Here is a 19,980-nt window from a genome sequence, read left to right as displayed (position 1 = left end):
CCTTTTAGCTCTCAATCAATTTCTTAAATTTCTTTTCTAATTGATCTGGTGGTAATACACCTCGTACATGATCTACTATAATTCCATCTTTATTAACAAAAAATGTCGTCGGTAAAGAGAATACTTTATAATCTAGTCCAGCTACTCCGTCCATATCTAGTAGAACCGGAAACTCAAATCCATAGCGATTAGCAAATGCGCTTGCTTCTTGTACTGGGTCACTAACAGTTGCATTCACCGCAAAAATTTCAACATCCTTTTTATATTTATCATACATATGAACTAAGTCAGGTGCCTCCATTTCACACGGCCCACACCATGATGCCCAAAAATTAATAATATATGGTTTTCCCTTGGCATCATTTAACGACTGCAACTTTCCGTCTAATCCTTTTAATGTGATGCCAGGTGCTTTAAAACCTACTTGTGGTAATACTTCTTTCTCTTGTAACTCTGCTTGCTTTGCTTTTCTTTCCTTTTCTTCTTTCTTTGAATTATAAAAGTTAACCCCCGCCCAAACGAGAGCACCTACTAGTATAATAGCAATTAGTTTCTTCACTTTTCTTCCTCCTCATTTTTAAAAACCTGTAAATCCACCGAATAGACGAATAAAGAATGCTGTCATTTCCGTCATTTGATTTGTATACAATAAAATACCTGTAATATATGATAAATAAGATATATATAGCGATAAAAAGTATAATGATATAAATGACAACACTCTATCCACACTACATAGGGTAGTGTTTACCCTAAAAAAAAGAGGCTATATGCACTCTCCGACAATAAGTACAATCGATACACAGAATAACCCTACTGTTACATATACCGAGTTCGTATGTAACGGAATAGTAAGCTTAGCAACCTTTTCATTTAACACTTGCTCGATTCGTAAATTTATTGCTGTTTTTGCAAATGAAGCTGTAACACATCGATTTTCCATTGTCTTTATTTTAATTAATTTTAATAACGCGCTACCTAACTCAAATGAAGATTCCATTTTTTGCATCGCATATTTATCTGCTGCTAACTCTTGATACGTATGATATCGTTGTAACAATTCTTTTAATATCGGGATGTACATCATTCCTTCTGCTAATAACGTAAAACAAAATAATTTTAGCGGATCCCAATTATTTTGATGATATTCTTCATGGAAAATAATCGCATCAATCTCTTCATCTGAAAACATCTGAAGCAAACCTTCCGACATGACAACTTTCGGACGGAATAATCCAATTGTAAACGCTGCAACTTCCGCAGTCGGCAGTATATATATTTGTTTCCCTTTTCTAATAAATGGGATAAGTACTTTTTGTACTTTTTTACTATAGAAAAATTGCCGCCAAATTCTTTTACACACAATCAATACAGTAATTAATAATAACCCCGCTATTATAATACGAACCATTGATAGTTCTTTCATATGTTTTTCTAACTGAAACAAGCAAAACTTTGAAAGGAAGAATGCCTTATTTTGAAAGAGAAATGGATATGTAACATAATACAATAACAAGCTGAAAAAGAGGGTACTAACAATGAGCGCTAACAATACGATTTTACGCATTTGCCATTTCATTTCATCGATCCTCTTTTTTTAACTGATTCAATTTGTCTTCTAATTTTTTTATTAAATTCGGATCAGCCTGCTCTAACTCATCTATCATATGTGTTATAACTAAATCTCCAAATTCCCCCACTAATTCCTGTGTCATTTTCTTCGTTTGATTGGATAAGAATTCTTCTTTCGTTTGTATAGCACGATATATGCCACTTCTTTTCACAGTCTGTTTTTCTAAGTGTAATTTCTCTACTAACCTGTTCATAACTGTCATAACAGTATTAAAATTCACAGGCGATTCTTCACTTAATTTCTGCTGGACTTCTTTAATAGTAATACCTTCAGTAGACCAAATAATCTCCATAATCTTCGCTTCAAGCGGTCCAAAGAAATGATTTAATCCTTGCTCATTTAACCTATAGTTTTGCGTAAACATCGTATGACTCCTTTCACACTACGAATTGTAGTACAAATTAAATGAGAGGTCAAACGCAAGTAATACAAACTAAAATTCACTACCTATAAATACGTACCTCATTCTATTCATTATAAGCCTAACTTATCTCCAAATGTATCAAAGAGATACTGCTCTAATATTTGTACACTAAACTTCTCATTACGCCCAAGGGCAAATAATTCCCGATCCTTCGCTACGATAGTATCTAACGGAATAACTACATTATCCACTATTTTTGTAATTTCAATTATATTACTTTTTACATTTACTTCTGTTTTAAATTCAACGTTTTCTAACACTATATGTGAACGTCTTCCTGATGCAAAAAAAGTAAAATTAGGATTTTTAACAACGCCAATTTCAGTCTCTAACGCATATAAATAGTGAAAAATTACATCTCTATGTCCATCTTTTATTATTTTTTCATCCTTCTCATCGTCTAAGTATTCTTTCAGCTTCGTTGTAAATTCAAATCGAAAATCCACTTTTTTCACGCTCCTTCTTTGTATTTCATATTAAATAAATATATTGAAATAATTTTACCATATTGTAATACAACTTCCTATTAAAAGTAAAAACTGTTTTAGAAAATCGCTATTATTTCCGATACCCTTTTAAAATATAAGTATAAATTCAATATGAATGAATGCTTCATTACATCTATTTAAACATATTTTTTCCATTTTTTGAAACATTAGTATGAAATATTATATATCAATGAATGGTTTCTAATGTATTGGTATATATAGTCAGTAGTTTCTTTACTATTCCGATATACTTAAGCTACATTTTCTAATTATTGATTACATTACGGAAGGAATGTAACTCTCTTCTATCGAATTTTTATATAACAAAAATGATTAGGTGGTGCTTTACTATGAAATTAGCTGTCATTGGTGGCGGTGATTTACAAGATTCAAATCACTTGCCTATTAATGAACGCCTTATAGAATTAACAAATAAACAGTATCCAAAAGTATTGTTTATTCCAACGGCTAGTCATGATGATGAAAGCTATATAAAATTATTTTTAGACACGTTTGAAAAACAATTACATTGTGAAGTACAAATTTTACGCATTACAACAGATTCACCTTCTAAGTATGAAATAGAGGAGATGATTCATTCAGCCGATTTAATTTATCTAGGTGGCGGAAACTATATTCACATGCTTACGCAATGGAAAGAACATAGACTTGATGAAAAATTATTATTAGCTCTGCAACAAGGAACACTTATTGCTGGTTATAGCGCTGGTGCTATGTGTTGGTTCACGTCTAGTATCCGATCAGATTATGAAGGTTCTGGTTATATAGAGAGTAACGGATGGGGTATTGTTAATAAAAGATTTTGTCCACATTATAATCAATTAAACAGAATGAACGCCTTCCATTCCTTTTTACAAAATCATCAAGGGAATATAGAAGGAATTGCACTGGAGGATAATTGCGCTTTATATATTACAGAGGAATCCTTTGAGATTATCGGTGAACCGGAAAAAGCGTGGGAGTTTTATATGAGTGATAAAACACTCATTAGACAACATTTTGATATAACTTTAAAAAGCTATTTGTAAACCTGCACTTACGAAAAAATGTCCCTAAGTCTAATAACTTAGGGACATTTTTCTATTTAACTAACTAATCGTGTAATTCGTTTCTTTTGCCATGAAAGCTTATAATATGCATACTGCAATAGTAAGCTGACAATAAATGCTGCTGGATACCCAATCCAGATACCTTCTATTCCAAGACTTGTATGGTAAGAAAGATAATATGCTACGGGTACTTCTACAAGCCAAATTGAAACAACTCCAATAACAGTTGGCCAAAGTACTGTACCGCTCGCTCGCATTGTCGCACTAATAATTTGTGCATGACCGAAAATTAAATAACTCCATAACGTAATCATAACTAAGCTATGAGCAATTTCAATTGTAGTTTGACTCGTTAAAAATAGTGATAAAATGTCTCTTGAGAATAAATAAATAAGAGATATTAACACACCACCGATGACGTAGTTCATAATAATTCCGGCCTTCACAACTTTCTGCAATCGATCAAATTGATTCGCCCCAATTGATTGTGCTGCAAAAATAGAAACTGTAATACCAAGGCTAACTGCTGGCATTTGTACATAACTTGCAACTTGATTCACAACGCCGTAAGCAGCTGTTGCATCCGAACCGTAACGATTTACAAATGCGATTACGGCAATCTCAGATAATGAAACTAATATCATATTTATACTTGCCGGTATACCGAGCCTTAGCAATAGCTTTAATAACTCTCCATCCATTCGAAGGTATTTTCTAACTGTTCCATCTAGTTGTAATGGGTGATTTTTCTTCTTTAAATACACAAGCATGACAATAAACGTAATAACTGTAGATATAACAGATGCATAGGCTGCTCCATACACATCTAATTTCGGAGCTCCTAACCATCCAAAAATAAGAACTGGTAATAAAATCATATTTAGTGCTGTACTTACAATTAAAAAGTAAAATGGCGTTTTAGAATCTCCTGTACCTCTCATAAATGTTGTATATGCGAAATATAAAAATAATACTGGCATCGATATAAATAAAATCCGTGCATAATGTACACTTATTTCAATAATATTTTCTGGCGTTCCCATTAGACGCATAATATCCATCGCAAAAATACTTCCTATTATCGCCAACACAACTCCAATAATAAAGGTAAATGTCAGCGTCGTACCAACGATAGCTTTTAAACGATCTTCGTTTTTAGCACCAAACGCCTGACCAATTAAAATAGAGCTCCCTGAACCGATACCAATTACAAATGAAACGAGCAAGAAAAATAATGGGAAGAATGCTGATATGGCCGCTAAATCATTAACTCCAAGCCATCTTCCTACTACTACCATACCAAATAATTGTCCAACTGATTGTAGTACATTACTTAATAATAACGGTACTAAAAACATCGACATCGATTTCCAAATTGGTTTACTCTCACTTTCCAACTTATGTGACTCCGCACCTTCTTTATTGTTATCTGCAGGTGGTTTCAAATTTCATTTCTCCTTTTCTTAAAAATCTATTTTCAATATCTATCTCTTTGTATAGTTGTTATAATACTGTGCTTCTATTCATTTTCTTTTCATATGATTATAACTTCACCCAATATTGACTTCCATCGGCTGTTCGATCTAAAAATCCATATTCGATTAAATATCTTCTTAACGTTACGAAATCAGGGTATACATTTTCTATCACTGTATTTACTTCTTTTTCAGTATACTTTTTATTACTATCAAACTTCTTCACTAAATGACGCAATATAATTAATTTACGCTTTTGTTTCTTCGGAAATTTAGAGAGAGGTCCATCTAACCCTTCTGTAAAATGAGCTTTTAATACTTCATCATTTTCTTCTTCCGTAATATTGTATCGATCATCCACCATCGTTGCTGTTCTATGAATTGGTACAAATTTGGTTTGTACTTTTGATTTTTCTTCTGATAATTCCATTAGCGCTAAAAATACTTTTGCTTGCTTCATTTTCTCTCGCAGTGTAAATCGATGATTACGAATTGTTGATGTACTTCCGCCATCCAACTCTTTTACAATTTCTTTATCATTCAGTCCCATATAGAAAAACTGAACCATTTTCTTTTGTAAATCCGTTAATCCAGTAAATTTCTTATCCATATTTAGCAAATAATCAAACATAGACGTATGCTCATTTTGAATATGCAATTGGACGAACTTCTCTGCTTCATACAAAACTTGATTATCTTGATAAATAACACCTTTAATAAATGTTTCACCACAAGCTAAGCAAATGTACCCCTCTTTTTCTTCATCAAACACATACCCTTTCTTTAATTCCTCTATTGACGCATCCCAAAACTTCTCTGAAATATCGCTCATACTAAACACTCCTTCAAAATGTTTATTTAAAAACCAAACAAATCGCTATATCGTTTATTATTACTTCATCATCTTATCACAACACAAACAAACATTTCAACGTTTCGTTTGCCCATTTTATAAACTTTTATAAAAACATCTATCGAAAGGATTTAATACAACGAAAAGCGAATATGTTTATACAAATTCATTTTATAGGATGTAAAATAGAACATGAATATTCTTCAAGACCCTTGGTTTACCGTTAAGTAAATTGCACAGAACGCATATGCGATTAGTGAATATGGAACTGGTATTCACTCATTACAAAACTTCAGTATTCAATTTTAACTACAAAAAAGATGTTTTCGTATAAGAAAACATCCTTTACTTTTTATATATTCTATTTACAGTCTCTACTAAAACCTTACTTGCTTGTACAAATGTATGCTTTCGATTTCTATCGTCAACAAATTTATTAGCACAACTACTCATAATCATCATAAAACTAATTATGACTAACGCTATCTTTCTATTCTTGTAAGTCACTTTATGCCACTCCACTATTACAAAACTTCTTTTGAATTTATCCCATCAAGAAATTTTACATGAATAATAAAACGTGTGAATATGCAATTCTGCATATTCACACGTTTTATCACAATGTTATGATTTAATTTAGTTAAAGAACAAGTATACCGAGGTGACTAACTTGAAATTTAAAGCGAAAAAAAATCCATTTCACGTCATTTTCATTACATTATTTATAATTATTTTTTTCGTTTCGTTATTCTTCCAAAATGAAAATTCTATTTTTTTCACTCTCATGATGCTGCTAAATATCGTGAATCTTTCTTCATTCTATTTCTCTCACTACAACGTAACGGAATCATCTCTTGTTGTAAAACACGGTTTCATTTTTCATACTGAAATTCCATTTGAAGATATTCGTCACGTTAAATACTCTGGTAAAAAACTTCATTCAAAAAAATGGACTAGACAACAATTAGAAATCCATTACAATTTATTTGACTCAGTGACCACTTTCATACCACTAGAAGAAGAAAAATTCATTTCACTCTTAAAAGAGAACTGCCCACAGATGAAAGTAATGAATACGCCTGCTAACAAATAATATATTTTGAAGCTTGTAGTATTGCAAGTAGATGAAACATAAAAATGAACATCAAAAAAGCCAAGATTCTATACTAAGAACCCTGGCTTTTTCTATTACTCTTTTGGAGCAATCATTTTCTTTGGATCTACAATTTCATCAAATTGCTCTTCTGTTAGTAGCCCAGATTGCAATGCTGCTTCTTTTAAAGTTAATCCTTCTTTATGAGCATGCTTCGCAATTTTCGCTGCATTTTCATATCCGATATGTGGGTTTAGCGCTGTTACAAGCATTAGTGAGCGATTCACATTTTCATTAATTACTTCTTCATCTGCTTCAATACCAACTGCACAATTGTCATTAAACGAAACAATTGCATCCGCTAATAAGTGAGCTGATTGTAAGAAGTTATAAGCAATAACAGGTTTAAATACATTTAACTCAAAGTTACCTTGGCTCGCAGCAAATCCGATTGTTGCATCATTCCCCATTACTTGCGCTACAACCATCGTTAACGCTTCACTTTGCGTTGGATTTACTTTACCTGGCATAATAGAGCTTCCCGGTTCATTTGCTGGAATAATAATTTCTCCAAGACCACTACGTGGACCACTTGCAAGCCAACGTACATCGTTAGCGATCTTCATTAGATCCGCAGCTAATGCTTTTAATGCACCGTGGGTATATACAACTTCATCATGGCTCGTTAATGCATGGAACTTATTTGGTGCAGAAACAAATTGTTTACCTGTAAATTGACTAATTTCCTCTGATACCATCTCACCAAATTTAGGATGAGCATTAATACCTGTTCCAACCGCAGTTCCACCAATTGCTAACTCTTTCATATATGTATTGCTCTCTGCAATCATACGCTCTGTTTTTTCAAGCATACGGTGCCATCCGCTAATTTCTTGCCCTAAAGTTAACGGCGTTGCATCTTGTAAATGTGTACGACCAATTTTTATAATATGTTCAAATGCAGTTACTTTTTCTGCTAAAGTTTCTTTTAATTTCGTAATTGCTGGTAATACGTGATTTTCTACTGCGATTACACAAGCTACATGAAGCGCCGTTGGAAATGTATCATTTGAACTTTGTGACATGTTCACATCATCATTCGGATGAATATGTACGTCAGATCCCTTCTCTTTCAAAATTTGATTCCCACGATTTGCAATTACTTCATTCACATTCATGTTTGACTGTGTACCACTACCTGTTTGCCATACGACAAGCGGAAAATGTTCATTCCATTTCCCTGCAATCACTTCATCCGCAGCTTCTACAATTGCTTCTGCTTTTTCTTCTGATAGCTTTCCTAATTTTTGATTGCTAAGCGCTGCACTCTTCTTTAAAATTGCAAATGCTTTTACAATTTCAAGCGGCATTTGCTCTGTTCCAATTGGAAAGTTTTCTTTACTACGTTGTGTTTGTGCTGCCCATAATTTATCAGCTGGAACTTTTATTTCTCCTAATGTATCTCTTTCAATTCTGTACTCCATGTTTTCATCCCCTTGAAAATATAATACCTACATCTCTTATAATAACAGACTTTCTCTTAAATGATAAGAATTCTCACTCTTATATATAGATATTCTATATTTATTTAAAAAAATTCCTCTTGACCTAAACTTAAGTTTAGGCTGTATCCTTTCCATTGTAACCTACTATAACATTAGCTTTTAGTAAAGAATTTGCCACTAACGGTCCAGAAGTATTTGGGGTAACTCCTGGTTTTACAACTACGGATCTTAATGGAAATTCCCCCGGTGGCCATACAACCACTGAAAGTGCTAAAATTATTATTAAATATGCATTAAGTGAAACAAACTATAATGGTAAAATACTTAACAAAGATGGCATTATACCTTGGTAATAAAAGGATGAATGATATGTATTATACAATTGGGCAAGTCGCCAAAATGCAACACTTAACTATTTCTCAAATACGTTATTACGATAAACAAGGACTGTTTCCTTTTCTGCAAAGAAACGAAAAAGGAGATTGAGTTTTTGATGAAGAAGCACTGAAATATTTAGAGATGATTTTGTGTTTAAAAAACACTGGTATGCCAATTCAAAAAATAAAACAATTTATCGACTGGTCTATGGAAGGAGAATCTACCATCCTTCAAAGGTTAGAATTAATGAAACAACAGGAGACCAATGTCTTACAGCTCATTCAAGACACTGAAAAAAACTTAAAAAAGATACAACAAAAAATTGCTAAATATGAGAATGAAATAACTTCAGCAAATGCTATTAAAAAATAAAAAAATCACCTTCTACATATTGTAGAAGGTGATTTTTATTTTATGATGCTTGCTTTCCTTTATCGGCATCATCTACATACCAGATGAATTTGCCTGTATATCCGTAAATAACTGCTAAAATTAACGATACGAAGCTTAACCACATAAACGGAACGTATGAGAACGTTGCTACACCTAAAATACCAGCCATAAAAATACCATTATCAGACCACGGAACCATACCTGAAGTTAACGTTCCACCTACTTCTGAGTTACGCGCTAATACACGACGGTCTATTTTTAATTTATCATAGCTATCTTCCATAATTTTTGGTGTTAAAATTAGTGATACATACATCGCACAACCAAATATATTAGCTAAGAATGCCACGATTAATGTAGACAATGTTACATTACCTGCAGAATTTAATTTCTTCTCAAATTTTGATACGATTACTTTTAAAACACCTAGTTTTTCAAGTAATCCACCAAATCCTAAACCGAAAATAATAACGGCTACTGAGCCAAGCATGCCGTTAATTCCACCACGGTTTAATAACTTGTCAACAAACTCAACACCAGATTGAATTGAGAATCCGTTATAAGCTGTTCCAATCGCCTCTCCAAAGTTCATCCCTTGGAAAAGGGTTGCCCAAATTGCACCAATTAAAGCTCCCATTGCAATTGTTGGCATAGACGGTTTCTTCATCGCTAATAGAACGATAACAATGACCGCCGGAACAAGCATCCATATTTTAATATCAAATTGCTTTAATAAAGCTTCTTTTAAAAATTCTACTCGATTCAAATCTACATTATCGCCGCCATACATCCAACCAGCTACAGTAAACATAATACTAGTAATAATATAAGCTGGAACATCTAATACGAGCATAGCTCGAACGTGAGCAATAACATCTACTTTCGCCATAGAAGCTGCAAGAACTGTGCTATCAGAAAGTGGTGATAATTTGTCGCCGAAATAAGCTCCTGAAAGAACTGCACCAGCAACAAGCGGAAGTGGTAAACCAAGTCCTTCACCAATCGCCATCATAGCAATACCTGCTGTTCCCACTGTTCCCCAAGACGTTCCTGTTGCGATAGAAGTTATAGAACAAATAATTAATGTTGCTAATAGGAATATGCTAGGGTGAATAAATTCTAATCCATAATAGATTAATGTTGGTACTACCCCACCAGCAATCCATGTTCCAATTAAAGCACCTACTGCAACTAAAATCAGTATCGCTTCTAATCCGTTAGAAATCCCTTTCGTAATTGCATCTTGCAATTCTTGATAACGAAATCCTAATCTTAATCCAAGCGCAATTACTAAAAACCATGAAATAAATAGCGCTAATTGAATTGGGAGATCAAAAATCGTTTGGAAGGAAAAGACAACAGCAAGAAATAGTAATAAAAGAACTATGATTTCTAGCATCGATGGTAATCTTACACTTTTCATTTTTTTCTCTCCTTACAAGTCGATAACATGACGTATGTCGTCTTACATGTATGTAATATACAATTAGCGAAGACAAAACAAAATTTTCATATTATTTCGATTTATTTTTCCAGTATAATATATTCACAACCCTTTCTATTGTAAAAGTAGATTACGTTTTTCGCAATGAAAAATATAAAAAATGTTGTATTTTTATTTATCCCGATATTTTCGGCCAATAAGACCCCCGTCTCAAAATTCAGTAAGTGCAAAGCACTTAGGTAAGAAATTAACTACTGTAAAATTCCGAATTGATATGAACGTATTAAAGCTTCACTTTATTTACAAAGAAAAATCCCATACTAACTTTTTTAATATTTGCTGCAATAAAACTTTTTACAACTATCTTCGCTTTTTAATTCACACCATTATTTTCTACATAAAAAATAGGGCACACATCATTAAAATGATGCATGCCCTACCTTTATTTATACATATTTTGTATTTCTTCTTTATTTTTAAGTATTTCCTCAAACTTATCACTACAACCCTTCGGAAATAACACTCCCAGTCCATATGAATGCGCAAATTGAAAATGAGGGTACTTCGCTTTTACCTCATCCCAAAACTTATATACGCCGAAATCACTACTTCTAACTTCAATATCATGAAATAATACAATACCGTTTTTCGCGACTTTCGGTAGCCATGTATTATAATCGTGAGAAACAGCTTCATACGTATGATAGCCATCAATATGCAAAAGATTTATCGTTTCATCTTGAAACCGGTCTACAGCATCATCAAAAGTAGATCGAATTAAATTTCCTATATTAAGGTAGTTATCGCTCACTACTTTTTCTACTATTTGAAAAACCCCTTCTCCATATGGACCTGTATGCCCATCTCCAGCCCAAGTATCTACTGCAAAGCATTTAGTCGATAACCCTCCATCTTTTACTCCCTGACAAAAACTAAAAAAGGAAGCTCCTAAATGTGTACCTAACTCAACTAAAGTTTCTGGTTTTTCAAATCGTACTAAGTCATATGCAAAATCTAAATGTCCACTCCACGCAGATTGTGACCGAATAATAGGACTAAATGTTTCAAATTCAAATGATGGTTTATGAGTAACCCAGTTCATCGCATAACTCCTTCTGCACATATTTTTAACAAACCAAATTACTCTTATCTTTATTTTTTTATCGCCTTGATTATGATTCTATTTCATGAAAATATGAAGAATTTATTCTTTTCTATTGAGGTAAAGCATCATATACATATGGGTCAGTTGGCTTATTAATTTTCTCGATTTTGTTTACTTTTACAAGTGGAAAGACTGTTCCTTTATATGTCGTTTCATCTAATAATCCTGTTATTTTCACCCATGTTTCTTCTGGAATTTTTTCAATATTTTTCCCGGTAACAATCATCCCCCAGACTGATGCATCCGCAATACAACAAGTTATGCCATATCGAGCCACTACTGCTTTATTCCCCGTCACATCTTTATCCTTATATATAAACCCTAAAAATGTAATTTCTTTCCCTTTAAACCAATTAATATTTTGACCAATTACATTCATTGTTTGAACATAATCCTTATCCTTTACTTGTAGTTTACGCTGTCCTAACATACTTTTTACTACTTGCTCTTCCGTTTTATAAGTCGTTGCTAAATTTGATGTTTCTTCTGAATCAACTAATACTTCTCGCTCATCAAACTTAACCTGTTTCCCCTCTTTTTCGTTTCTTTCCAGACTTCTCGCCTGTACACTTTGATTCATACCCCTTTTTCCTGCTAAACTTCCATCAATTGTTACACTTCCAAAGAGAAAAGCACTAACTATCGGAACAACAAATAAAACATATACAAAGAAACTTTTTATCCCTGATTTTGATGTTGTATGATGTTTACAACAATTACAATCATGCTGTTTTTCTCTTCCATCTCCCCAAACTTGTACAATACCAAAAATTAAAATTACTACAAAAGCTATATACGTAAATTTGATCATTTTTGGAGCGATAAAATTATAAATATTTCCTGTTACAAGTAGTTTAAATAAGAGCATTGCTAAACCAATTAAAATAATGCCACGTATATAGCGATGATACGCCTTCTGCTCCTCTTTCTCCATTCTTTCTCACCTCCTATAACATTATGATTTGCAGGATGGTATACACAGATACAATGACAATTCCCATCAAAAAGAATACAAATTTCTTTTGAAAATACGCAAATAGCATTAACGTATTTTTCATATCAAGCATAGGCCCAAACACAAGAAATGCGAGAAGTGCCTTTACCGAGAAAACATGTCCAAAAGATGCAGCTATAAAAGCATCGGCTGCAGAGCAAATTGATAAAACATAACCAAATCCCATCATAATAAAAGGGGCAATTACTTCGTTATGTGCTACTGCATCCAGTATATTCCGATCAAAAAACGTCTGAAATACACTTGCTAAAAAAGCACCTATCAATAAATATTTACCAGTATCAAAAAACTCATCTACAGTGTGATTCATAACATCTTTCCAACTCTTTTTTTTGCTTATTTGAACTGAAACCTCTACGTCTTTTAAAACATTTCTTTCGCGATAGCAGTAATACACAATTAGCCCTATAAATAGAGCAACTAAAATTGTTATCCCAAAGCGTGCATATACAACGTAATCATTTTTTGGAAACGCATATACAGTAGATAAAAGAACAACTGGATTCATAATGGGTGCACTCAATAAAATAACAATGCCTACATGAAGTGGTAGCCCTTTTTGAATGAGTCTTCTTACAATTGGTATAATGACACATTCACACATTGGAAAAAGAACTCCCACAAATACTGCTGGAATCATTGCAACAATTGGAGATTTCGGCATGACTTTTTGAATCATATCTTCCGTCACAAACACTTGAATACATGAAGAAACAATTACCCCTAATAAAATAAAAGGTATTGCTTCAAAAATGATACTTAAAAATACCGTATTCACATTCAGCCATTCCTGCGGTATATTTGTGTGCAAATTTACTAGACTTGTAAAATCTACAAAAAATAATAAAAAGAGAAACATAGCGATAAGAGCTATGCCTACTAATTCTTTTGAAACTCTATTAAAGACCAAGCTTCTCGCCTCCATTTTATTTACATGTAAACATGTGCTTGTCCAAATGCTTCATACTACAGCACAAATTTTATAGTCTATTTCTATTCTTAAATCGTAATCATTATGATTTATTATTGATTTTTCTTTTCCTATCGTTTAATATAAAACGTAATCATTACGATTTAAAGGAGAGATCGTTTCATGAAAAAAGTACCTATCACTGTATTAAGTGGTTTTTTAGGATCTGGAAAAACTACCTTACTACATCACATTTTGACTAATAAGAATAACTTAAAAGTAGCTGTTATCGTTAATGATATGAGCGAAGTAAACATTGATGCATCTCTTATAAAAAAGGGTGGTTTTTCACGTACGGAGGAAAAACTAGTAGAGATTCAAAATGGCTGTATTTGTTGTACACTACGAGAAGATTTAATGATAGAAGTGAATCGTCTTGTGGAAAATGGTGATATTGACTATATTATTATTGAATCTTCTGGTATAAGTGAGCCTATTCCAGTTGCTCAAACGTTTACTTATACAGACGAAGTTCTTAACATTGATTTAACGAAAAATTGTCGCCTCGATACGATGGTTACAGTTGTAGATGCAAATAGATTTTGGGATGATTTTGCAGATGGAGAAAGTTTATTAGACCGAAAACAAGCAATCGATGAGAATGATACCCGGGAAGTTATTGATTTATTAATAGATCAAATTGAATTTGCAAACGTAATTATTCTTAATAAGATAGATTTGCTAGAAAAAGAAGATGTGATAGAGCTTCATCATTTACTAAAAAAATTAAATCCTAATGCAAAAGTTCTTGAATCTTCGTTTAGCAAAGTACCATTACAAGAAATTTTAAACACAAATCTATTTAATTATGAAGAAGCTAGTCAATCGGCCGGCTGGATACAAGAATTAAATAGTGACCATCATACACCGGAAACGGAAGAATACGGTATCAATTCCTTTGTTTACCGCCGCAAATATCCTTTCCATCCCGAGCGCCTTATGAATTGGCTAGAAAGATGGCCTTTAGATGTTGTAAGAGCGAAAGGATTCTTCTGGCTGGCATCTCGTAATAATATGATAGGGCTTCTATCTCAAGCAGGTTCCTCTATTACAATTCAAGGAGCCGGTGAGTGGATAGCGGCATTACCTGAAACTGAAAGAAATCAAATGATTACAGAAGAACCAGAAGTATTGAAAAACTGGGATAAACAATATGGAGATCGAATAACCGAACTCGTATTTATCGGAATTGATATGAACCGTTCTTTAATTGAACAATCATTAGATAGTTGTCTATTAACAGAGAAAGAAATGAAACAAGATTGGGATATATTTGTTGATCCTATTCCAGCTTTTACTTATACTTCATAACAATTAATAAAAGGCTTCAGTAGAATGAAGCCTTTTTACTTTATAGTACTCTTATTTAATAAGTTTGCTTTAATTATGAATACAATTGTACCTAAAACAATTAATATAGCATATACGATACCAACTACATTACCTATTTTTTCTAAGCCAAGCGGTAATATTATAGTAGCAACTCCAACTATATAAGAAAATGCTCCTGAAAGCTTCGCTAATTTATTTTTATCTCCAACAAACGTTTCTTCTTGATATCCTGCTAACAAAAACAACCTCTTTTTCACATGTATTTGATACCCTAAAAAAATGATAAGTAACCCAACAAATAAACAAACTAAAAATCCAGCTAACATATACTCCCCCTCCTCTACAATATTTTACTATACATAAAAAACAAATTAGAAATTTCAGTTTATTAACGAGTCGTTCTGTGATATATTGCATATTGTATTCAATTTGTATTTTTAGAAAGGAGAATTTTAGATCATATGGATTCAAATCGATTAAAAGGAATTATAATGGTCATAATCGGTGCTTGTTTATGGGGCTTGTCTGGTACAGCTGCACAACAACTTTTTCAATATGACAATGTTTCAACCGAATGGTTAGTTACGATCCGTTTACTTATATCTGGAATTATTTTGCTCATTATTTCCTCATTCGGAACGAGAAAAAAAGAGATATTTGGCATTTGGAAACAAAAATCTGATGCTATTAAAATGATTTTGTTTGGTCTATTCGGTATGCTTGCTGTACAGTATACGTATTTCGCTTCAATTAAAGAAGGAAATGCTGCCGTGGCAACATTATTACAATATTTAGCTCCTATATTCATCACTGTATACTTACTTTTCAAATGGAACGTTCGTCCATCAAAAATTGATTTCATTTCAATTACCCTTTCATTAGTAGGCACTTTTCTCTTACTAACAAACGGGTCTGTTCATAACTTGGCTGTTTCTACACCAGCTATTATTTGGGGTGTTTTATCTGGATTATCTCTCGCTTTTTATAGTTTATATTCAAAGGAATTGTTAGAAAAATGTTCTTCCTCCGTTATCGTTGGATGGGGCATGATTATTGGGGGTATTGGTGTAACGATTGTACACTTTATTTCTACAAACGAATTCATTTTATTATCAACTATGAAATATGTAAAACTAAGTACCCTACCGCTCATCACATTTGTCGTCATTTTCGGGACACTTATTGCCTTTTATTTATACTTAGACAGCATAAGATACCTGACTCCGAAAGAAACAACATTATTTGGTTGCACAGAACCACTCGCAGCTATTATTTCTTCTGTACTTATATTACACGTGCCATTTCAATCTTTTCAGTTATTAGGCGCTTTTTGTGTCATTGTAATGGTGCTCATCTTAAGCCAAAAGCCGGATGAAGGGAAACAAAAATTAAAGCTTGTTCATGCAAAAAAGGAAAATATACAATGAAAGGATTGAATTCACTATGCCTGTCCCTCAAAATTATAAAAAACCAGGAAGAGTTTCAGCAAAATCACTCGTTTTAAATCAACTACAAAATTGGATTATTGAAGGTGTACTGAAGCCCAATGAAAAAATTAATGATGGGGAATTGGCTGAGGCACTAGGAGTAAGCAGAACACCTGTAAGAGAAGCACTTCAAATATTAGAGCTTTCTGGATTAGTGGAAATGGTACCAGGGCAAAAAACGAAAATTGCTCCTATTAAGTTAGACGACGTATCTATCATTTATGAAACGATGGCTGGTCTTCACTCTATTATAGGAAAGCAAGCTCTTCAAAACATTACAAACGCTGATATTCAACTACTTTCTGAAATAAATGAGCATTTTCAGCAATCTATAGAGAAAAAAGACGCAAAACAAGCTTTAGAATTAGATATACAATTCCACAATACAATTTCTTCTATTGCTAAAAACCAATATATTGAACCCTTTCTAGAAAATATGCAACTTCACGTTTTACGTCTTGAATATTTGTTTTTCCAAAACTTTGTTCCAGCAAGTCAATCTATTGAAGAACATCACTCTATCATTCAAGCATTACAGAAGCAGGACGAAAAACAAATGGAACAAATAATGACCCAAAACTGGCTCCGTCCCATGAAAGAAATACAAAAAATAATTTCTACGAAATAAAAAGAGGGCTGGTTACACAAAATCGTAACCAGCTCTCCTTTTACTAATCTATATAGCTACACCTGAATATTCGCATAATCTTCCATATCTTCGTACTCTTTTTCCAATTCCTCTAAAGACAGCTCGTATAATTGTCGGTCGCGAATCTTAAACACACCTGCTCCAATTAACTCATCAATTAAATGCCTCTTACGATTTTCAACAGCAAAACGGAGTTGACTACTCATCTTTTAAAAAACTCCTTTCTACGATCATTGAAAATGATAATCTCTATCAATTACCACTTTTGATTATAAAAGATGACTCTTTATAAGTAAAGTAATTTCATGAAATATTTACCTTGCAAAGTACTTGTGGCCACATTATATATATGTATGCCGTGCGAAAAATGTTATGACACTTTTTCTTATCCTTTTTCTTTCATACTTTGCAAGTTGTCTCATCATGATTAAATTCACCATCTATTTCTACTTGAATGGTGACATGTTCTACATGAAATTTCTCCTTTAATACGTACGTAGCCTCTTTTAATACACTTTGCGTTTCATTCCCTTTAATAATAAGATGACATGTTAATACTTGAAAATCTGATGTGACAGACCATATGTGCAAATCATGAACTTCTTTGACAATCGGAATATTTAATAACGTACTTTTTACCTCTTCAACATTTATGTGCTGTGGTGCACCTTCCATTAATATATGAACCGTATCACGTGTTACACGCCATCCACTAATAATGACTAAAATAGACACAAGAATACTAGCAATCGCATCTGCAGCAGTCCATCCGAAAAATTTAATAAGTAACGCAGCAATAATCGCTCCGACGGAACCCAATAGATCGCCTAGTACGTGCAGGAAAGCACTTCTTAAATTCAAATTACCTTTCACATCTCCGCCTCTCATTAATATCCAAGCTGATAAAATATTAATAAGCAGACCAAGGACTGCAATAATGAGCATCCCATTACTAGCAATCTCAACTGGTTCTTTAAAACGACGGATTGCTTCAATAAAAATGTATACCGAAATGACAATAAGAACGACACCGTTACATAATGCTGCTAACATTTCGACTCGCTTATACCCGTATGTTTTCGCAGTTGTTGCTGTTTTTTCTCCGAGTTTAAACGCAAGTAAACTTAAAGCTAAAGATACTGCATCACTTAGCATATGCCCCGCGTCAGATAGTAGTGCTAAGCTATTTGTTACAAATCCACCAACAACTTCTGCAATCATAAAACTTGTTGTTAGTAGGAAGGCAATTAGTAACGCCTTTTTATTTTTTGAATGACCATGATCATGCAAATGTCCCATACTTATACTCCTTTAAGTACAATATCTGTATGTTAGTATGAAACAAACTCCCCATCTTTATCCCGAATTGACTGATTGTAAACGCCCGCTTCCTCTGTATACACACTTCGCTATTTTTTAAACAATCCCTTTTTCTCAAATAAAACAAGACTACTTCTTTTTTATTTTCATATTGTTTACTAATGAAAGAATTTTTAAGGAGGTTACTTAAATGAAACGTTTATTTCTCTGTATGGAACGTGAACTTGTTGTAGTGAAAGAACACAATGATAACTATGAAACGACTTATCACTTACAAAATATGCAACCTACCTGTATCGCTGTTGATCCATTTCAAAAGAATCGTGTATATTGCGGAACATTTGGACGAGGTCTATGGTTAAGTGACGATAGTGGGGATTCATGGCGACCAATTGGAGATTCTTATCGTTACTTTGATTTCCCTAAAGAAGATGGTATTTTGCACTCCTCTATCACTTCCATAACAATAAGCTCAAATGAACAAGTTAACGGATATGGGGTCGTTTATGTCGGCACAGAACCGAGCGCTTTATTTCGCTCTGAAAATGGTGGTGAAACGTGGACTGAACTTAAAAATATGAAATCATTATTATCTTCTTATACATGGGCTTTCCCGCCTAGACCTTTTACCCATCACGTACGCTGGATTACAGTTGATCCAAACAACCCTAATACAATACACGTTTCAATCGAAGCTGGTGCTGTTATTCAAAGTAATGATAAAGGGCATACATGGATTGATAAAAAATTCGGTGCTCCTATCGATGCTCATCAATTACTTATGCACCCTGAAGCACCAAATCGCCTTTATGCATCATGTGGTGACGGATTTATGGGCGGACCTGATCGTGCTTATCTTGAGAGTTATAACAATGGAAACAGCTGGATCTCATGTAGTGCAGGACTTGAACATCATTATTTATACAGCATGGCTATTGATCCAGCTGATTGTGATACGATTCTCGTTTCTGCCGCGCCAAGTGCTGATCTCGCTCATCATCGTATCCCTTATGAGTCTTATATTTATCGAAAAACGAAAGATACTCCTTTCCAGCAAGTACAACAAGGACTACCATCTGCAATCGGTACAGTCATTTCGATGTTTGCTACAAACGAAGCCGAACCACATACGTTTTACACGTTAAATAACAATGGCGTCTTTCAATCCAATGATAGCGGCGAATCGTGGGAACAACTAAACATTCCGTGGAAAGATGAGTATAAAACGCAGCATCCGCATGCACTATTCGTCACTAGTTCTTAACGAAAAAAGACTGCCTAAATGA

Annotated in this window: 22 protein-coding genes and 2 pseudogenes; 8 read left to right on the top strand and 16 right to left on the bottom strand. The window is 33.4% G+C overall.

The window, feature by feature from the left end; translation table 11 throughout:
* Window positions 1-4: 4 nt before the first annotated feature.
* The 5 genes from BHV55_RS09035 to BHV55_RS09015 form a co-directional block, all read right to left on the bottom strand.
* A complete protein-coding gene (locus BHV55_RS09035) occupies window positions 5-559 on the bottom strand; it encodes a TlpA family protein disulfide reductase (protein ID WP_000733185.1) in 555 nt (184 codons plus the stop codon).
* A gap of 18 nt (window positions 560-577) precedes the next feature.
* Window positions 578-718: a hypothetical protein gene (locus tag BHV55_RS09030; protein ID WP_162495423.1), complete on the bottom strand. Its 141-nt coding sequence runs from the start codon at window positions 716-718 to the stop codon at window positions 578-580.
* A gap of 48 nt (window positions 719-766) precedes the next feature.
* Window positions 767-1,579 carry a M56 family metallopeptidase gene (locus tag BHV55_RS09025; protein WP_070757105.1) on the bottom strand — a complete coding sequence of 271 codons (813 nt, stop codon included), beginning with the start codon at window positions 1,577-1,579 and terminating at the stop codon, window positions 767-769.
* A 1-nt stretch (window position 1,580) separates the two neighbouring features.
* Window positions 1,581-1,997 carry a BlaI/MecI/CopY family transcriptional regulator gene (locus BHV55_RS09020; RefSeq protein ID WP_000495075.1) on the bottom strand — a complete coding sequence of 139 codons (417 nt, stop codon included), beginning with the start codon at window positions 1,995-1,997 and terminating at the stop codon, window positions 1,581-1,583.
* A 110-nt stretch (window positions 1,998-2,107) separates the two neighbouring features.
* Window positions 2,108-2,503: a DUF3942 family protein gene (locus BHV55_RS09015; RefSeq protein ID WP_000347526.1), complete on the bottom strand. Its 396-nt coding sequence runs from the start codon at window positions 2,501-2,503 to the stop codon at window positions 2,108-2,110.
* Between the two features lie 392 nt (window positions 2,504-2,895).
* Between BHV55_RS09015 and BHV55_RS09010 the strand changes: the two genes are divergently transcribed.
* The gene (locus BHV55_RS09010) at window positions 2,896-3,594 is read left to right on the top strand and encodes a peptidase E (RefSeq protein WP_000762121.1); all 699 of its coding nucleotides are present in this window, start codon (window positions 2,896-2,898) and stop codon (window positions 3,592-3,594) included.
* Window positions 3,595-3,650: 56 nt separating this feature from the next.
* Here the strand turns inward: BHV55_RS09010 and BHV55_RS09005 are convergent, their stop codons facing one another.
* The 3 genes from BHV55_RS09005 to BHV55_RS08995 all read right to left on the bottom strand — a co-directional run bounded on the left by BHV55_RS09005 (window position 3,651) and on the right by BHV55_RS08995 (window position 6,450).
* Window positions 3,651-5,060, bottom strand: a complete 1,410-nt coding sequence (locus BHV55_RS09005; RefSeq protein ID WP_000804128.1) for an MATE family efflux transporter — start codon at window positions 5,058-5,060, stop codon at window positions 3,651-3,653.
* A 97-nt stretch (window positions 5,061-5,157) separates the two neighbouring features.
* A complete protein-coding gene (locus BHV55_RS09000; protein ID WP_001280276.1) occupies window positions 5,158-5,922 on the bottom strand; it encodes a DUF2087 domain-containing protein in 765 nt (254 codons plus the stop codon).
* 366 nt (window positions 5,923-6,288) lie between these two features.
* The gene (locus BHV55_RS08995; RefSeq protein WP_070757106.1) at window positions 6,289-6,450 is read right to left on the bottom strand and encodes a hypothetical protein; all 162 of its coding nucleotides are present in this window, start codon (window positions 6,448-6,450) and stop codon (window positions 6,289-6,291) included.
* Window positions 6,451-6,613: 163 nt separating this feature from the next.
* Between BHV55_RS08995 and BHV55_RS08990 the strand changes: the two genes are divergently transcribed.
* Window positions 6,614-7,036 (top strand): PH domain-containing protein, encoded by a 423-nt coding sequence (locus BHV55_RS08990; RefSeq protein ID WP_000669070.1) that lies wholly within the window; start codon window positions 6,614-6,616, stop codon window positions 7,034-7,036.
* Window positions 7,037-7,131: 95 nt separating this feature from the next.
* Here the strand turns inward: BHV55_RS08990 and fumC are convergent, their stop codons facing one another.
* On the bottom strand, window positions 7,132-8,520 hold the full coding sequence (gene fumC / locus BHV55_RS08985; protein ID WP_000456608.1) for a class II fumarate hydratase: 1,389 nt from the start codon (window positions 8,518-8,520) through the stop codon (window positions 7,132-7,134).
* 167 nt (window positions 8,521-8,687) lie between these two features.
* Here fumC and BHV55_RS08980 point away from each other — a divergent pair.
* Both BHV55_RS08980 and BHV55_RS08975 read left to right on the top strand, forming a co-directional pair.
* A pseudogene (locus tag BHV55_RS08980) lies at window positions 8,688-8,894 on the top strand (SDR family NAD(P)-dependent oxidoreductase); the annotation flags it as partial.
* 16 nt (window positions 8,895-8,910) lie between these two features.
* Window positions 8,911-9,291 (top strand): annotated as a pseudogene (locus tag BHV55_RS08975) (MerR family transcriptional regulator).
* A gap of 40 nt (window positions 9,292-9,331) precedes the next feature.
* Here the strand turns inward: BHV55_RS08975 and nhaC are convergent.
* From nhaC to BHV55_RS08955, 4 genes are all read right to left on the bottom strand, one after another.
* Window positions 9,332-10,735 carry a Na+/H+ antiporter NhaC gene (gene nhaC, locus BHV55_RS08970; RefSeq protein ID WP_000843992.1) on the bottom strand — a complete coding sequence of 468 codons (1,404 nt, stop codon included), beginning with the start codon at window positions 10,733-10,735 and terminating at the stop codon, window positions 9,332-9,334.
* A 463-nt stretch (window positions 10,736-11,198) separates the two neighbouring features.
* On the bottom strand, window positions 11,199-11,858 hold the full coding sequence (locus BHV55_RS08965; protein ID WP_001104673.1) for a class I SAM-dependent methyltransferase: 660 nt from the start codon (window positions 11,856-11,858) through the stop codon (window positions 11,199-11,201).
* Between the two features lie 112 nt (window positions 11,859-11,970).
* On the bottom strand, window positions 11,971-12,855 hold the full coding sequence (locus tag BHV55_RS08960) for a TIGR03943 family putative permease subunit (RefSeq protein WP_000409931.1): 885 nt from the start codon (window positions 12,853-12,855) through the stop codon (window positions 11,971-11,973).
* A gap of 13 nt (window positions 12,856-12,868) precedes the next feature.
* On the bottom strand, window positions 12,869-13,861 hold the full coding sequence (locus tag BHV55_RS08955; protein ID WP_210436362.1) for a permease: 993 nt from the start codon (window positions 13,859-13,861) through the stop codon (window positions 12,869-12,871).
* 168 nt (window positions 13,862-14,029) lie between these two features.
* On the opposite strand from BHV55_RS08955, the gene BHV55_RS08950 reads away from it, so the two are divergent.
* Window positions 14,030-15,217, top strand: coding sequence for a GTP-binding protein (locus BHV55_RS08950; protein ID WP_070757108.1), 1,188 nt, complete (start codon window positions 14,030-14,032; stop codon window positions 15,215-15,217).
* A 35-nt stretch (window positions 15,218-15,252) separates the two neighbouring features.
* On the opposite strand, the gene BHV55_RS08945 is transcribed toward BHV55_RS08950, so the two are convergent.
* The gene (locus BHV55_RS08945) at window positions 15,253-15,564 is read right to left on the bottom strand and encodes a DUF3784 domain-containing protein (protein ID WP_000879376.1); all 312 of its coding nucleotides are present in this window, start codon (window positions 15,562-15,564) and stop codon (window positions 15,253-15,255) included.
* Between the two features lie 135 nt (window positions 15,565-15,699).
* Between BHV55_RS08945 and BHV55_RS08940 the strand changes: the two genes are divergently transcribed.
* A complete protein-coding gene (locus BHV55_RS08940; RefSeq protein WP_000378083.1) occupies window positions 15,700-16,665 on the top strand; it encodes a DMT family transporter in 966 nt (321 codons plus the stop codon).
* A 16-nt stretch (window positions 16,666-16,681) separates the two neighbouring features.
* Entirely contained in the window at window positions 16,682-17,353 is a 672-nt protein-coding gene (locus BHV55_RS08935; protein ID WP_070757373.1) for a GntR family transcriptional regulator, read from the top strand.
* 56 nt (window positions 17,354-17,409) lie between these two features.
* Here BHV55_RS08935 and fbpA read toward each other — a convergent pair whose 3' ends face one another.
* On the bottom strand, window positions 17,410-17,580 hold the full coding sequence (fbpA, locus tag BHV55_RS08930) for a Fur-regulated basic protein FbpA (RefSeq protein WP_070757109.1): 171 nt from the start codon (window positions 17,578-17,580) through the stop codon (window positions 17,410-17,412).
* Window positions 17,581-17,773: 193 nt separating this feature from the next.
* Complete coding sequence (locus BHV55_RS08925; protein ID WP_000509923.1) at window positions 17,774-18,673, bottom strand: cation diffusion facilitator family transporter; 900 nt, start codon at window positions 18,671-18,673, stop codon at window positions 17,774-17,776.
* A gap of 211 nt (window positions 18,674-18,884) precedes the next feature.
* Here BHV55_RS08925 and BHV55_RS08920 point away from each other — a divergent pair, with 211 nt between their 5' ends.
* Window positions 18,885-19,958, top strand: coding sequence for a WD40/YVTN/BNR-like repeat-containing protein (locus tag BHV55_RS08920; RefSeq protein ID WP_000825299.1), 1,074 nt, complete (start codon window positions 18,885-18,887; stop codon window positions 19,956-19,958).
* Window positions 19,959-19,980 lie beyond the last annotated feature (22 nt).

It is taken from the genome of Bacillus sp. RZ2MS9 (genome assembly GCF_001816185.2).
Lineage (GTDB): Bacteria > Bacillota > Bacilli > Bacillales > Bacillaceae_G > Bacillus_A > Bacillus_A cereus.
The sequence above is the reverse complement of the archived record's forward strand: the minus strand, read 5'-3'. Positions and strand labels throughout refer to the sequence as shown.

What these genes read in the sequence shown, in the direction of transcription:
- BHV55_RS09025 (WP_070757105.1), bottom strand. Translation starts at nt 1,579, where the DNA reads ATGAAATGGCAAATGCGTAAAATCGTATTGTTAGCGCTCATTGTTAGT.
- BHV55_RS09020 (WP_000495075.1), bottom strand. Translation starts at nt 1,997, where the DNA reads ATGTTTACGCAAAACTATAGGTTAAATGAGCAAGGATTAAATCATTTC.
- BHV55_RS09010 (WP_000762121.1), top strand. Translation starts at nt 2,896, where the DNA reads ATGAAATTAGCTGTCATTGGTGGCGGTGATTTACAAGATTCAAATCAC.
- BHV55_RS09000 (WP_001280276.1), bottom strand. Translation starts at nt 5,922, where the DNA reads ATGAGCGATATTTCAGAGAAGTTTTGGGATGCGTCAATAGAGGAATTA.
- fumC (WP_000456608.1), bottom strand. Translation starts at nt 8,520, where the DNA reads ATGGAGTACAGAATTGAAAGAGATACATTAGGAGAAATAAAAGTTCCA.
- nhaC (WP_000843992.1), bottom strand. Translation starts at nt 10,735, where the DNA reads ATGAAAAGTGTAAGATTACCATCGATGCTAGAAATCATAGTTCTTTTA.
- BHV55_RS08965 (WP_001104673.1), bottom strand. Translation starts at nt 11,858, where the DNA reads ATGAACTGGGTTACTCATAAACCATCATTTGAATTTGAAACATTTAGT.
- BHV55_RS08960 (WP_000409931.1), bottom strand. Translation starts at nt 12,855, where the DNA reads ATGGAGAAAGAGGAGCAGAAGGCGTATCATCGCTATATACGTGGCATT.
- BHV55_RS08955 (WP_210436362.1), bottom strand. Translation starts at nt 13,861, where the DNA reads ATGGAGGCGAGAAGCTTGGTCTTTAATAGAGTTTCAAAAGAATTAGTA.
- BHV55_RS08950 (WP_070757108.1), top strand. Translation starts at nt 14,030, where the DNA reads ATGAAAAAAGTACCTATCACTGTATTAAGTGGTTTTTTAGGATCTGGA.
- BHV55_RS08945 (WP_000879376.1), bottom strand. Translation starts at nt 15,564, where the DNA reads ATGTTAGCTGGATTTTTAGTTTGTTTATTTGTTGGGTTACTTATCATT.
- BHV55_RS08940 (WP_000378083.1), top strand. Translation starts at nt 15,700, where the DNA reads ATGGATTCAAATCGATTAAAAGGAATTATAATGGTCATAATCGGTGCT.
- BHV55_RS08935 (WP_070757373.1), top strand. Translation starts at nt 16,682, where the DNA reads ATGCCTGTCCCTCAAAATTATAAAAAACCAGGAAGAGTTTCAGCAAAA.
- fbpA (WP_070757109.1), bottom strand. Translation starts at nt 17,580, where the DNA reads ATGAGTAGTCAACTCCGTTTTGCTGTTGAAAATCGTAAGAGGCATTTA.
- BHV55_RS08925 (WP_000509923.1), bottom strand. Translation starts at nt 18,673, where the DNA reads ATGGGACATTTGCATGATCATGGTCATTCAAAAAATAAAAAGGCGTTA.
- BHV55_RS08920 (WP_000825299.1), top strand. Translation starts at nt 18,885, where the DNA reads ATGAAACGTTTATTTCTCTGTATGGAACGTGAACTTGTTGTAGTGAAA.